Source organism: Anaerobacillus sp. (assembly GCF_046314235.1).
In the GTDB taxonomy this organism is placed as follows: domain Bacteria; phylum Bacillota; class Bacilli; order Bacillales; family Anaerobacillaceae; genus Anaerobacillus.
The window spans coordinates 161,697-176,165 of sequence record NZ_JBKBWN010000001.1 but is presented as its reverse complement, the minus strand read 5'-3'; the positions used below and the strand labels follow the sequence as shown (position 1 = coordinate 176,165).

The window sequence follows — 14,469 nt, the reverse complement described above, 5'->3', positions numbered from 1 at the left end:
TTATAGTAATGAAAACGTTGTTATTTTTCCTAAAAAAAATGACTACAGATTAGAAATTTCATAGAAAAGGAGGAATGACAGAATGGTAAAAGGAATTATTGGAAGTTTTTATCAAGCTTCTGAATGGGTAGTTCGATTAGCCTATGTCAATGTACTATGGATTGGTTTTACGATGTTAGGTTTAGTAGTGGTAGGGATTTTTCCTGCGACAGTAGCAATGTTTACAATTACACGGAAATGGATTAAAGGTGAGGTAGACTTACCAATTTTCAATGAATTTTGGCAAGTGTATCGAAGAGAATTCCTTCGCTCTAATAGTATTGGTTTGATCGTTACTTTAATTGGTGCTATTTTATATTTTGATTTATACTTTTTTTATCATTTAGATGGAATGTTTTCTCAAGTACTCTTCTATGTTTTTGTGGCGCTAGCATTTAACTTTGCAGTGATGCTCTTTTACATTTTTCCAGTTTATGTGCATTATGATTTAAAATTGTTTCAGAGCCTTAAATATGCATTGGTAATTGGAATGTCAAATCCGTTTCATACTTTTTCGATGATTTTATGTGTCATTTTTATATACTTTGCCATTGAAGTTGCACCAGCTGCATTTCTGTTCTTGAGTGTTGCCCCATTAAGTATGATGTTCATGGTGATTGCGCACCGAATTTTTGTCAAACTAGAACAAAAGCAAGCAGAAAATGTTGAATAATTCATATAAGGAATAATCTCTAGTTTAAAGAGATTATTCCTTTTTAGTTTAGCAAAGTATAAAAATTCGACACAATCACTGTCTAGCCCACTGCGCTATCGGGTCAACTTCCTTGACTTGGCAACAGTACAATCTAGCGACGAGCACACGTAGTGTCGCAGGAGCAAGTTCTCTCGAGCTCAAAAAACTGTCTGATTAAGAGTGAAGAGCAACCTTAATCGGACAGTTTTTTTGCTTGTCACTGATAGTGGGCGCCTTGGCCTAATCTTATTAAACTCTTATAATCATTAGCTAACATACACTGATTACGTTTTATAAGGGTAAGGCTACGGATGAACTTGAGCCTAGTAGTTGAAATTATTGATAAAGGACATGATTAAACAGAAATTTAAGTAAAACGTTGATATTAGAAGGATTATTGACGATAATCATCAGCTTATATCATGTTCAATTTGTTAGTTTACAGGAGAAAATAAGTTAATTTTGATAGCGTTTTCATACAACTGAACTAAAGATTATAGACGCACTCATTTGAGCTACGGTAAATTAACGTTAAGAAATGAAACAGCCAAAATTGTTGTCAGCTCCAACAAATTATTTTTAGGAGATCACACGATTGAGGACAAAATATTTCTTCCATAAAAAAGAATAATTGGTCCGGTTGCTAATAATGAACAAAAATGAAAACCTTTCCAAAAGTTTTTTAACAACGTTGTTACCGGATGCGGATTATTCTAATTAAGGGGTGACAGACAAGTAACCATCACTTTTAAAGCTCTTAGTATCAGATCGAGGGAAATTTGCTACAGAAAATTTATGAAACTATTTAAGGGGGAAATGAAATGAAGTTAAAATTTATCGCAATGTTCATTAGCTTACTCTTTATTGGAACGTTAGTAGCTTGCTCAAGCAATTCAAACGAACCTACGACAACAAACAACAACAACCAAGGAACAACAGAAGAAAAGTCTGATCAACCAGCTGCTGAAGAAAACGTAGAAATCCGTTTCTTATGGTGGGGAAATCAGGATAGACATGACCGTACTTTAGCATTAATCGATTTATATGAAGAGCAAAACTCACACGTTTCTATTAACGCAGAGTTTTTAGGTTTTGATGATTATGCAGATCGTTTAGCTACACAAGTAGCTGGTGGTAATGCTCCAGACATCTTCCAAATGGTTGACCGCTGGTTACCAATGTATGGTAGTCGTGGACAATTAGCTAACTTACAACCTTATATTGACTCAGGACTTATTAACAGTGAATTTATTAATCAAAGCAGTTTAGACCCTGGTTATTTCCAAGGGGAATTAGTTGGATTAAGTACAGGTAGTAACGCATTCGCATTAGTTTATGACCCTGTAATGTTTGAAGAAGCTGGTGTTCCAATTTTAGAGCCAGGCTACACTTGGGAAGATTTCGCAAATACAGCGCGTCAATTATCAGAAAAACTAGGTATTTATGGGACGTATATTGATGTTAACCACTCAAGAGCTTTAGGAACTTGGTTATTACAAGAAGGACAATGGTTATATAACGAAGATGGAACAGGCTTAGGATGGGATAACGAACAACATTTTGTAGACTTCATGAACTTCTGGTTAGAGCTACAAGATGAAGGTGTTGTACCTCCGGCAGACGTAAACGAAGCAGCAGCAACTATTGAAAATTATTTAATTGTAAACAAGCAAGCACCGATGCAAATCATTCATAGTAACCAAATTGTAGCTGTAACTCAAGCTGCAGGACGTGATCTTGAAATGACGATTATGCCAAGTGCTTCTAATGGAAATACAGGCGCTTACATTCGTGCATCTTTACTTTACTCCATGAACCCGAACACGAAACACCCAGAAGAAGTGGTGAAGTTTATGGATTGGATGACTAATAGTACAGAAGCTAACGACATTTTACAAGGTGATCGTGGAGTACCAATCTCATCAGCAATTCGTGAGCATATGTATGCAAACTTAGATCGTACTGTTCAGCAACAATTTGACTATATTGACTTAATTGCGCAATATGCTCAAGCTGCACCACCACCACCACCTCCATCAGGAAGTGAGTTAGACAATGCCTTTGATCGTATTTTCTTAGAGTTACTATACCGTGCCAATACACCGGAAAAAGCAGTTACAAGATACAAAGCAGAAATGCTAGATATTATTAGTAGACCATAATTTTAGAATTGCTAAAGTAGAAACCATCTAGATGATGAGTTTAGATGGTTTCTATTAGGCAAAAGGGAGGTTTTGTGATGAATAGTCAACCAGGTCTAAGTGATAATAAGCCAATTAAAACAATTTCTCCAAAACAAAGAGACTTTAGAAAAAATTTAGTAGCTTATGCATTTATCTCACCATGGTTATTTGGTTTTATAGCAATTATTGTTGGCCCGATGTTGTATTCATTTTATTTATCATTTACTAGCTATGATTTATTAAGTGCTCCGAGATGGGTCGGTTTTGACAACTATGTGCGAATGTTCACGAGTGATCCTAGATTTTGGACAACGTTAAAGGTAACTTTAATCTTCGTTGCCATAGCTGTCCCGCTTAGGCTCATTTTCGCCTTAGGTATAGCTATGTTAATGAATACAGGACATCGTGGGTCCGGGTTTTACAGTTTAATTTATTATGTACCTTCAATTATCGGCGGAAGTGTTGCAGTAGCTGTAATTTGGCGACAAATTTTTGGACGTGAGGGTGCATTAAACCACGTATTAGGTTGGTTTAATATTGAAGGTTACAACTGGTTTGCTCATCCAGATTATGCGTTATCTGTTTTAATTTTACTAATTATATGGCAATTCGGCTCACCGATGGTAATCTTCTTAGCTGGACTAAGACAAATTCCAACAGAGTTATATGAAGCTGCTGCTGTCGATGGTGCGAACCGCATACATTGTTTCTTCAAAATTACGTTACCAATGTTAACACCGGTTATTTTCTTTAACTTAATTTTCGCGATTATTAATGGATTTTTAACTTTTACACAGGCGTTTTTAATTACAGCCGGTGGACCGATTGACCGAACATTACTTTATGCATTGTATCTATACCAAAATGCCTTTGAGTATTTCCGTATGGGTTATGCCTCGGCGTTAGCTTGGGTATTACTATTAATCATCGGATGCTTAACTGCAATCGTATTTCTATCGAGTAAAAAATGGGTTTATTACGAATCTGAGGGAGGTAAATCATAATGCTTAACAAAAAATCAAAACTATCGTCTGTCGTATATCATTCGTTTATGATTGGCCTCGGATTTATAATGATCTATCCAATTTTATGGATGTTCGCCAGTGCTTTAAAACCAGAACTAGAAATCTTTCAAAACTCAGCATCATTAATTCCTTCAGAGTTTCGTTGGGAAAACTATAAGATTGGTTGGGAAGGATATGGTCGTTTTGGATTTGACCTATTCTTCAAAAACTCAATTATCGTTACAAGCTTCGTAGTTATTGGTACGGTTTTTTCATCAAGTGTTGTAGCTTATGGGTTTGCTAGGTTAAACTTCAAATTTCAAAAAGTATTATTTGCTTGTTTATTAGGAACGGTAATGCTACCAGTTCAAGTAGTTATCATTCCTCAATATATTCTTTACCACAATCTTGGTTGGGTGAATACATTTCTTCCATTAATCGTACCTGCTTTCTTAGGAGGGTCTGCTTTTTTCATCTTCTTAATGGTTCAGTTCATTCGAGGAATTCCTCGTGAATTAGATGAGTCAGCAGTAATTGATGGTTGTAACCAGTTCGGTATTTTCTGGTACATTATTTTACCTTTATGTAAACCAGCGTTAATCACAGTTACGATCTTTGCTTTCATGTGGACATGGGACGACTTCTTTACGCCATTAATCTTCTTACAAGATACTAAATTATATACGGTTGCTTTAGGACTAAGAGGATTTATGGATCCTGACGCAATGACAGCTTGGGGGCCACTAATTGCGATGTCATCACTTTCGTTATTACCTCAATTTATCCTATTTATCTTCTGTCAGAAGTATATTGTAAAAGGTATTGCAACTACAGGTTTGAAATAATTTAGCAAGCTACAAAGAAACTTAAGGTATTTTACGTTCGTTACTTAAACGTAAAATACCTAAACTGCTTTTATGACTAAAGAGATAACAATTGGTGGAGGAGATTTGAAGTATGAAAAGGTATGCCTTTTGTGGTTTAAGTAATCGAGCTTTTGGAATGTTCATTGGACCGATGTTAGAGAAATTTGCTAGCCATAGTGATATTGTCGGTCTTCTAGATTTAGACCCTGTTCGTTTTGATGTCTTAAGAGAACAATTTCCCCAGTTACAACACATACCGACTTATATGCCTAATGAGTTTGAGCAAATGATCGAAGAGACAAAACCGGATGCTATTATCGTAGCTGGTAGGGATGACACTCATGTTGAGTATATTTTAAAGGCTCTTGAACTTGATTTAGAAGTAATAACTGAAAAACCAATGGTTACAACAGCTCATGATGCAGCAAGAATTATTGAGGCAGAATCAAAAAGCAAAGGAAAAGTAATTGTTACCTTTAACTATCGCTATGCACCCCCTCATCGCAAAATTAAAGAACTAATATTAGAAGGTAAAATTGGTAGAGTTACTTCTATTGATTTGAACTGGTATATCGACACATACCACGGTGCTTCTTATTTCAAACGTTGGAATCGAGTAAGAGAATCATCTGGGGGATTGTCTGTTCATAAATCTACCCACCATATCGATCTTATCAATTGGTGGGTTGACCAAACTCCAGTGGAGGCATTTGCGTATGGTGCATTAAATTATTATGGACCAGACGGAGAGTTAAATCCTTCAAAAAAAGATAGTCGCTACTGTGGGACCTGTGATGAAAAGATCAAATGTGATTATTACATGAGATGGACGAACCGAACAGAAGAGACAGCCGCTGACGATGATCATGTCAAGCCTTCATTTAACATGGGAACGAAGTATACGAACTATCGTCAAGATGCTTGTATTTATGATAAAGAAATCAACATTGAGGATACGTATGTAGCAACTGTTAAATATGATAAAGGTGCGCTACTTAGTTACTCAATTAATTTTTCAACACCTTACGAAGGCTATCGTTTAGCCATTAACGGAACAAAAGGTAGAATTGAAACAACTGAATTTCATGAACCTTCAAGAATACCGTTTCCACATCCTGCTCAACAAGCAGTGGAATATTTCCCACTGTTTGGATCGAAGGAAACTATTCACATTGTTCAAAATAAAGGTGGTCATGGCGGTGGTGACCCATTATTGTTAGAGGATATTTTCTTAGGTAATGACCCACGTCGTAATTACGATATTTTAGCAGGAGCAATTGCGGGTGGTAACTCGATTGCAGTAGGAGAGGCCATTTGGCGTTCAACGAAAGAGAACCGACCAATTAAGATTGAAGAGATATTAAGTATCCACACTAGCGTCTAAAGAAAGTTGAAAAAATAGGAGGATTTTTATATGGAAATTAGACATTGTACACATCCAAAACACGCAAAACATTATACGACAGAACAACTTCGTGAAGAGTTTTTAATTGAGAAGTTATTTGTTACTGGTGAGATAACAATGGTTTATAGTCACGAAGACCGTGTTGTTATTGGTGGCATCGTTCCGACGACTAGTATTCGTTTAGAACCACATGCAACTTGGAAAACTGGTTTTTTCTTAGAGCGTCGTGAAATTGGAATTATAAATATTGGACCACAAGGTGTTGTAAAGGTTGATGGTGAAGAGTTCGTTGTTAATACGAAAGATTGTTTATATGTTGGATTAGGCAAACAAGAGGTGACGTTTGATAGTGTTGATCCTGCAAATCCGGCTAAGTTTTATTTTGTTTCAGCTTTAGCGCATAAGGAATATCCAACTAGAAAACTTGCGATTGACGCGGCGGTACCTGTTCATTTAGGTGATGACAGTCAATCAAACAAGCGGACAATCTACAAATATTTACATGGTGAAGGAATTCAAACTTGTCAACTGATGATGGGAATGACCATTTTAGCACCTAATAACATGTGGAATACGATGCCTGCCCATCTTCATGACAGAAGAAACGAAGTTTATTTATATTTTGATTTAGACGAACAAAATCGCGTCATGCACTTTATGGGTGAGCCGAATGAAACGCGTCATATCGTTGTTGCCAACGAACAAGCGATTATTTCACCGAGCTGGTCAATTCATTCTGGGGTTGGCACAGGAAATTATACATTTATTTGGGCAATGGCTGGAGAAAATTACACGTTCACAGATATGGACTTCGTTGATATGAACGACTTAAAGTAATCAGTCGTGTTTCAAAATACAGAAAAGAACAAACAAAAACGGAGGGATTTATAGATGACAAACGTATTTTCATTAGAAGGAAAAACCGCATTAGTAACAGGAGCAGGACAAGGAATTGGGCAAGCGATGGCTATCGCTTTTGCTCAGGCTGGAGCCGATTTAATTTTAGTTGGACCCTCAGCAATGGAAGAGACAGAGCAAAAAATCACTAAATTAGGAAAGAATGTAAAATCATACACTGTTGACTTGTTAAAAGTTGATGAAATCCCGCACAAAATTGGCGAAATTGTAGCTGAAAATACAATTGATATTGCTTTAAATAACGCTGGTATTATTCGTCGTGAACCAGCGGTGGATCATTCGTTAGACAACTGGCAATCAGTAATTGATATCAACTTAAGTGCAGTATTCTTAGTTTCTCAGCAAGTAGCGAAGCAAATGCTTGAACGTGGTTCAGGTAAAATTATTAATATCGCTTCTCTATTAGCATTCCAAGGTGGGATTACAGTTCCTGGTTATGCGGCAAGTAAGCATGGGGTAGCTGGAATAACAAAAGCACTTGCCAATGAATGGGCTAGTAAAGGAGTTCAAATTAATGCAATAGCACCTGGCTATATTTCAACTGCAAATACAGCAGCTCTTCGTGCAGATGAAGAGCGAAGTACAGCTATTTTAGACCGTATTCCGGCAGGGCGTTGGGGACAAACAAGTGATTTAACAGGTGCTGCTATATTTTTAGCATCTCAAGCAGCAGATTACGTCAATGGTCATGTATTAGTCGTAGATGGCGGTTGGATGGCAAGATAGCATGGAAATTTGAGCAGAGTCCTAATACGCAAAATTAGTAGGACTCTTCTTCTCTTAAATGATGGAGGGATAACGATGGATGTAATTACAATCGGGGAAACGATGGTTTTGTTCGAACCTGAAAACTCGCCTTTAATGCGCTATGCAAATACGTATGCTAGAAAATTTGGTGGTGCTGAGACGAATGTTGCTATAGGTTTAATTAGACTTGGACACTCAGCAGGTTGGATTAGTAAAGTAGGACAGGATGAGTTTGGAAAAGCAATGGTCGCTTTTATTCGTGGTGAGGGTGTGGATGTTAGCCAAGTTCGTTTCAGCCAAGGTGCTCCAACAGGTCTTTACTTCAAAGAAGTTAGAAGTGGTGATAACGTCCAAGTTCAATACTTCCGAAGTGGGTCAGCGGCAAGCACACTATCCCCTAGTGATTTAAACGAAGAATATATTGCTAAAGCAAAGTATCTTCATCTTACTGGAATTACGCCAGCTTTAAGTGAAAGTTGCTATGAAACGGTGCTAGCAGCTATTAATATAGCGAAAAGTAATGGTGTGAAAGTAATTTTCGATCCAAATTTACGAAGGAAACTATGGTCTGAAGAGCAAGCTAGAAAAGTATTATTACAATTAGCTAGCTTAGCAGATATTGTTTTACCTGGCGTAGATGAAGGAAGATTTATGTTTGGAGAAAGTGATCCAAAAACATTAGGCCAACTATTTTTAGATCAAGGTGCAAAATTAGTTGTTTTAAAAGTTGGGGCAAAAGGTGCTTATTACTTCACGGAAACAGAAAGTAAACTAGTGCCAGGTTTTCCAGTGAAAACAGTTATTGATCCAGTTGGAGCAGGGGATGGCTTCGCAAGTGGCTTCATTTCTGGACTATTAGATGACTTACCACTAGCTTTAGCTGTTGAAAGAGCTAATGGTGTTGGTGCTTTAGCTACACAAGTAAAAGGAGATTTCGAAGGGTTACCAGAACGTGTCGAACTAAATCGTTTTATGAACCAATCTGATAGTGAAGATATAAGTAGATAATAAACTGAGTATGAAATTGTTTTAATCATACTGATTGACAACGTTGTTAAAGGGTTTTAAAATAAAATAACAACGTTGTTATTTTGTTGAATGATGAATGTCTTCAAAATTAGGAGGGGCAAAATGAAAGCCGATTATATTTTAGTTTATAAAAACGATAATGTTGTCGTAGCGTTGAAGGACTTATCTAAAGGAGAGACGATTATCGTTCATGGAAGAGAAATCGTTTTAAAAACAGATGCGCCATTTGGACATAAAGTAGCAATTGAACCGATTGCTCAAGGTGAGAATGTTGTGAAGTATGGATATCCCATTGGCCATGCGAAAGAGGAAATTGCTGTTGGAGAGTGGGTACACACCCATAATACGAAAACAAATCTTTCAGGAACGTTAGAATATGCATACGCACCAATAGAGTCAGTGCAAATACCTGTTCCAAAAGTTGAAAGAACGTTCAGCGGTTATGTAAGAGATAACGGTGATGTGGGAATACGTAACGAAGTCTGGATTATTAATACAGTAGGTTGTATCAATAAAACTTGCGAAATTGTTGCCAAAATGGCTAATGAGCAATTTAAAGATCGAGGCATTGATGGTGTTTATCATTACCCTCACCTTTTCGGTTGTTCACAACTTGGCGATGACCTATTAAACACACAAAAAATATTAAGCAATCTAGTTCACCATCCGAATGCAGGTGCTGTACTCGTCCTTGGGTTAGGCTGTGAGAACAATTATGTATCTCAATTTAAGCAAGTCATTGGTGATTATGACGAAGACCGGGTGAAATTTTTAATTGTGCAAGAAGTTGGCGATGAAATCTCTGAATCACTAGAAGTGCTTGACCAATTGGTAAACTACGCTAGCAAGTTTAAAAAACAGCCAATACCTGTGTCAAAGTTGAAAGTCGGGTTAAAATGTGGAGGGTCTGATGCTTTTTCCGGCATTACTGCTAATCCCCTTGTCGGTGCATTTTCTGACATTTTAATTTCTCACGGTGGAACGAGTGTATTAACAGAAGTACCTGAAATGTTTGGTGCTGAAACGATTTTAATGGAACGAGCCAAGGATGAAGATACATTTACTAAAACCGTTCAACTCATTAACGACTTTAAGGATTATTATATTAAGCACGACCAGGTCGTTTATGAAAACCCTTCACCTGGAAATAAAGCTGGGGGAATTACAACATTAGAAGAAAAATCCCTCGGTTGTGTACAAAAAGGTGGTTTTTCAACAGTTGTAGATGTCCTTGCGTACGGGGACCGTTTAAAAACACCAGGATTGAATTTATTAGAGGGTCCTGGAAATGACTTAATTGCAGTAACTGCACTAGCTGCAGCCGGTGCTCATATCGTTTTGTTCACCACAGGTAGAGGTACCCCGTTTGGTGGCCCTATTCCAACAGTGAAAATGTCTACCAATACTCAGTTATATGAGAAAAAACGAAACTGGATTGATTTTAATGCTGGAGAGCTACTATCAGGTAGACAAATGGATGATGTAGCTAATGAACTGTTTGAATACGTTGTTCAGTTAGCATCTGCTGAAGTGTTAACACATAACGAAAAAAATGGTTTTAAGGAAATTTCAATTTTTAAAGATGGTGTCATTTTATAGATGCTAGCTTACTAGATTTTTTGCTGAAAAGGAGAGTTAAAGAAAATATGGAGAAATTAAATAACCGTTTAGATAAACAGTCGTTAGCGGGAAATGTCACGTATGAAACACAACAAGGTTTACCTGAAAAAGTCATTCAATTTGGAGAAGGAAACTTTTTACGCGCATTTGTAAACTGGATGATCCATGAAATGAACAAGCAAGGATTATTTAACGGTAAAGTAGTCGTTGTACAGCCGATAGAACAAGGCTTAATTCCAATGATTAATGAGCAGGATGGCCTTTACACCGTTGTTTTACGAGGGATTGAAAATGGCCAAACGGTGGAAAAAAACGAAATCGTTTCTTGTATTTCTAGAGGAATTAATCCTTATACAGACTGGAATGACCTGTTAGCGTTAGCAGCATCAAAAGACATTAAAGTAGTTATTTCCAATACAACCGAGGCGGGAATTGCTCACTTGGAGGAGCGATATATTGAAGGGAAAACACCAACATCTTTTCCTGCTAAATTAACTGCGTTACTATATCATCGATTTACTCATTTTGAAGGAAGTCCTGCTGCTGGTCTTGTTATTATTCCTTGTGAACTTATCGAGGAAAATGGCAAGAAGTTAAAAGAAATTGTTTTACGATTAGCACATGAATGGCAAATGCCAGCAGATTTTTTAAACTGGGTAGATGAGCATAATCAATTTTGCTGTACGTTAGTTGACCGAATTGTTACTGGCTACCCAAGAGATGCTGTTGAAGAGTTTCGCCAACTTTTAGGCTATGAAGATAACTTAATTACAGTAGGAGAACCGTTCCATTTATGGGCAATTGATGCACCTAAAGAAGTAGCTACGGCCATTCCTTTTGATAAAGCAGGCTTAAATGTGAAATGGGGAGATATTACCCCGTTCCGTAACGTGAAAGTTCGCCTATTAAATGGACCTCACACAATGATGTCTGCTGTGTGTTTTCTAGCTGGTGCAGACACAGTGCAACAAGTGATGGAAGATGAAACGCTTAGTGCATTTATTCAACGAGGGATGCTCCACGAAATCTATCCGACAGTTGATATTGCTGATGAGGAAAAGAAACACTTTGTTGAATCTGTCACTGAACGGTTTTTAAATCCTTACAATAAGCATTACTTAAAAGACATTGCTTTAAGTTCGGTATATAAATTTAAATCTCGTTTAATTCCATCTTTGTTAAACTACAAGGAACAAAAAGGTAGTTTACCAACAATGATTACATTCGCTTTAGCTGGTCTATTAGCATTCAATCGCCCAGTAAGAGAAGAAGGAAATGACCTAATCGGCATACGTGGCGAAGTTGAGTATGCGATTCGCGACAATCAAGAAGCGATCAAAGCATTAAAAGACGCTTGGCAAAAATATGATGGCTCGACACAATCAGTAACGACAGTCGTTTCTGAAGTACTAGGAAACACCGAAGTTTGGGGACAAAATTTAATTGAGGTTGAGCAATTAACTGAAACAGTTGCAACTTTCTTAATAGATATATTAGAAAATGGGATGAAGACAAGTGTAGAAAAAGTAGTCAGTGCAGTTTCTGCTTCTAATTAAATTATAAATTGGGGAGGGAACTCCCCAATTTAAAAGGGGAGTATGTATGAGTTTACTAGATGATATTCAAGAAAGTGGTATTGTTGCTGTTATTCGAGGAGCAAATAAAGATAATATTATTCCCATTGCCAAAGCTTTAAGTGCTGGTGGAGTGAAAGCTTTAGAGCTAACGGTAGAAACACCGAAAATATTATCCCTTGTTGAAATGGTCGCCGATGAACTTAAAGAAGAAGCCATTGTAGGTGTCGGTACTGTACTAGATCCAGAAACAGCTCGAGCAGCGATTATGTCTGGGGCAAAGTTTGTTTTCTCTCCAGTTGTAAATGTAGAAACGATTAAAATGACGAAACGATATGGTGTCTTAAGTGTTCCTGGTGCATTAACACCTACAGAAATTTTAACAGCCTATGAACACGGGGCAGACTTAATTAAAGTCTTCCCGGCAAACATCGTTGGTCCTGGTTATTTCAAAGATGTTCACGGTCCACTGCCCCATATTCCATTAATGCCTACAGGTGGAATAAATGTTTCAAACGTAGGTTCTTATATTAAAGCTGGTGCTGTGGCAGCAGGAGTTGGTAGCACCCTTGTTAATACGAAAGCAATAGTTGATGAGACATACTTAACTAATTTAACAAGTGTTGCAAGTCAATTTGTTAGGGCAGTTAAGCTAGCGAGAGAGAAATAAGGAGAATTTATGAGGAGGCATGACATGAAACCGTTTATTGATGATAATTTTATTTTGCCAAACGAATCAGCGCAAATTTTATACCATGAACACGCGAAACATATGCCCATTTATGATTATCATTGTCATTTAAGTCCGAAAGAAATTGCTGAAAATAAGTCGTTTAAAAATATAACTGAAATTTGGCTTTATGGTGATCATTATAAGTGGCGAGCGATGAGGAGTTTAGGGATTCCAGAAGAGCTGATTTCTGGTAATGGCGAAGACTATGACAAGTTTAAATCTTGGGCAAAAGCAGTTCCTCATACTATTGGTAATCCCCTTTACCATTGGACGCATCTAGAACTGAAAAGGTATTTTGACACGGATTTATTACTAAGTGAAAAAACAGCCGATGAAATATGGGAGCACACGAACGAATTGTTGCAATCACCGCAATTTTCAACGAAAAAAATAATAGAGAACTCTAACGTGAAAGTTATTTGTACAACTGATGACCCCACTGATGATTTACAATATCATCATGCCATTAAAGATGACAAACAATTTCAAACTAAAGTTCTTCCAACATTTCGTCCTGATAAAGCGGTTGAGTTAACGAGACCAGATTTTAATGACTATATTGAAAAGTTATCAAGCGTCACTGAAATTGAGATTAGTAGCTATGAACATCTATTAGCAGCCATCGATAATCGTGCTCATTATTTCCATGAGGCTGGTTGCAGACTATCAGATCACGGTATTCAAACACTGCCATATGAGCCGTGTACATTTGAAGAGGCTGCAAACATTTTCTTAAAAGCTCGTCAAGGCTTAACAGTTACTGAGCAAGAAGAAATGAAGTACAAAACGTATACACTATTATTTTTAGGGCGTTTGTACGCATCTTTAGGTTGGACAATGCAATTACACATCGGAGCTATTCGTAATAATAACGAAAGAATGTTTGCAAAACTCGGTCCAGATACAGGATTTGACTCCATTCATGACTTCTCATTAGCTAGACAGCTAAATGGCTTTTTAAATGAATTAGACAAAACTAATGAGCTACCAAAAATGATTATTTATACATTAAATCCCATTCATAACTATGTCATTGCCACTGCTTGCGGAAACTTTCAAAGTGGGGCTGGCAAAGGGAAAATTCAATTCGGATCAGGTTGGTGGTTTGTTGACCAAAAAGAAGGTATGCTTCAACAAATGACGGATCTCGCTAACCTTGGTTTACTTAGTACCTTTGTAGGGATGCTTACCGATTCTCGTAGCTTCCTTTCCTATACTCGTCATGAATACTTTAGACGAGTGTTATGTCAATTAGTAGGTGGTTGGGTTGAAAAAGGCGAGGCTCCAGCTGATTATGAGCTACTTGGATCAATGATTAAAGATATTTGTTATAACAATGCAAATAGTTATTTCCAAATAAAGTAAGTAAATGAAGTGAGCACAAAGGTGCTAATATGCATCTTTTTGCTTAACCTGGTCATGGTTTAAATTCATGATCACGGCTGTCACGTTGGACATGTTGGACATTAAAAGATAACATTAAAGGTAAGAAAAGCTTCTACTTTGACAAGACTGTCAGTGTAGAAGCTTTTTTATAAGTACGATGAGGGGAACGATGGAACAGATGGAGTTGTTAGTTGTAGAAGATGAAAGAGAAATGTGACTTATATTGTTAGTGTGATGATGCCTACCTTAGTTGGTTTGAAGTGTTAAAAAA

12 protein-coding genes are annotated in these 14,469 nt (G+C 37.2%); all 12 read left to right on the top strand.

All coding sequences use genetic code 11. The annotated features are described in order from the left end of the window. Nucleotides 1-82 precede the first annotated feature (82 nt). The 12 genes from ACK4M9_RS00855 (at nt 83) to uxaC (ending at nt 14,177) form a co-directional block, all read left to right on the top strand. The gene (locus ACK4M9_RS00855) at nt 83-712 is read left to right on the top strand and encodes a YesL family protein (protein ID WP_409846855.1); all 630 of its coding nucleotides are present in this window, start codon (nt 83-85) and stop codon (nt 710-712) included. 842 nt (nt 713-1,554) lie between these two features. Further along, on the top strand, nt 1,555-2,895 hold the full coding sequence (locus ACK4M9_RS00850; protein WP_409846854.1) for an ABC transporter substrate-binding protein: 1,341 nt from the start codon (nt 1,555-1,557) through the stop codon (nt 2,893-2,895). Nucleotides 2,896-2,972: 77 nt separating this feature from the next. Further along, the gene (locus ACK4M9_RS00845; protein ID WP_409846853.1) at nt 2,973-3,920 is read left to right on the top strand and encodes a carbohydrate ABC transporter permease; all 948 of its coding nucleotides are present in this window, start codon (nt 2,973-2,975) and stop codon (nt 3,918-3,920) included. Then, a complete protein-coding gene (locus ACK4M9_RS00840; RefSeq protein WP_409846852.1) occupies nt 3,920-4,765 on the top strand; it encodes a carbohydrate ABC transporter permease in 846 nt (281 codons plus the stop codon). Before ACK4M9_RS00845 ends, ACK4M9_RS00840 begins: the two co-directional genes overlap by 1 nt. A 112-nt stretch (nt 4,766-4,877) precedes the next feature. Further along, the gene (locus ACK4M9_RS00835) at nt 4,878-6,170 is read left to right on the top strand and encodes a Gfo/Idh/MocA family protein (RefSeq protein ID WP_409846851.1); all 1,293 of its coding nucleotides are present in this window, start codon (nt 4,878-4,880) and stop codon (nt 6,168-6,170) included. A 30-nt stretch (nt 6,171-6,200) separates the two neighbouring features. After that, entirely contained in the window at nt 6,201-7,028 is an 828-nt protein-coding gene (kduI, locus tag ACK4M9_RS00830) for a 5-dehydro-4-deoxy-D-glucuronate isomerase (RefSeq protein ID WP_409846849.1), read from the top strand. Nucleotides 7,029-7,082: 54 nt separating this feature from the next. After that, on the top strand, nt 7,083-7,835 hold the full coding sequence (gene kduD, locus ACK4M9_RS00825) for a 2-dehydro-3-deoxy-D-gluconate 5-dehydrogenase KduD (protein ID WP_409846848.1): 753 nt from the start codon (nt 7,083-7,085) through the stop codon (nt 7,833-7,835). 75 nt (nt 7,836-7,910) lie between these two features. Continuing rightward, nucleotides 7,911-8,864: a sugar kinase gene (locus ACK4M9_RS00820; RefSeq protein ID WP_409846847.1), complete on the top strand. Its 954-nt coding sequence runs from the start codon at nt 7,911-7,913 to the stop codon at nt 8,862-8,864. 123 nt (nt 8,865-8,987) lie between these two features. Continuing rightward, on the top strand, nt 8,988-10,484 hold the full coding sequence (locus tag ACK4M9_RS00815; protein ID WP_409846846.1) for a UxaA family hydrolase: 1,497 nt from the start codon (nt 8,988-8,990) through the stop codon (nt 10,482-10,484). Between the two features lie 47 nt (nt 10,485-10,531). Next, nucleotides 10,532-12,061 carry a tagaturonate reductase gene (locus ACK4M9_RS00810; RefSeq protein WP_409846845.1) on the top strand — a complete coding sequence of 510 codons (1,530 nt, stop codon included), beginning with the start codon at nt 10,532-10,534 and terminating at the stop codon, nt 12,059-12,061. A gap of 46 nt (nt 12,062-12,107) precedes the next feature. Further along, nucleotides 12,108-12,749: a bifunctional 4-hydroxy-2-oxoglutarate aldolase/2-dehydro-3-deoxy-phosphogluconate aldolase gene (locus tag ACK4M9_RS00805; protein ID WP_409846844.1), complete on the top strand. Its 642-nt coding sequence runs from the start codon at nt 12,108-12,110 to the stop codon at nt 12,747-12,749. 24 nt (nt 12,750-12,773) lie between these two features. Then, nucleotides 12,774-14,177: a glucuronate isomerase gene (gene uxaC / locus ACK4M9_RS00800; RefSeq protein ID WP_409846842.1), complete on the top strand. Its 1,404-nt coding sequence runs from the start codon at nt 12,774-12,776 to the stop codon at nt 14,175-14,177. Nucleotides 14,178-14,469 lie beyond the last annotated feature (292 nt).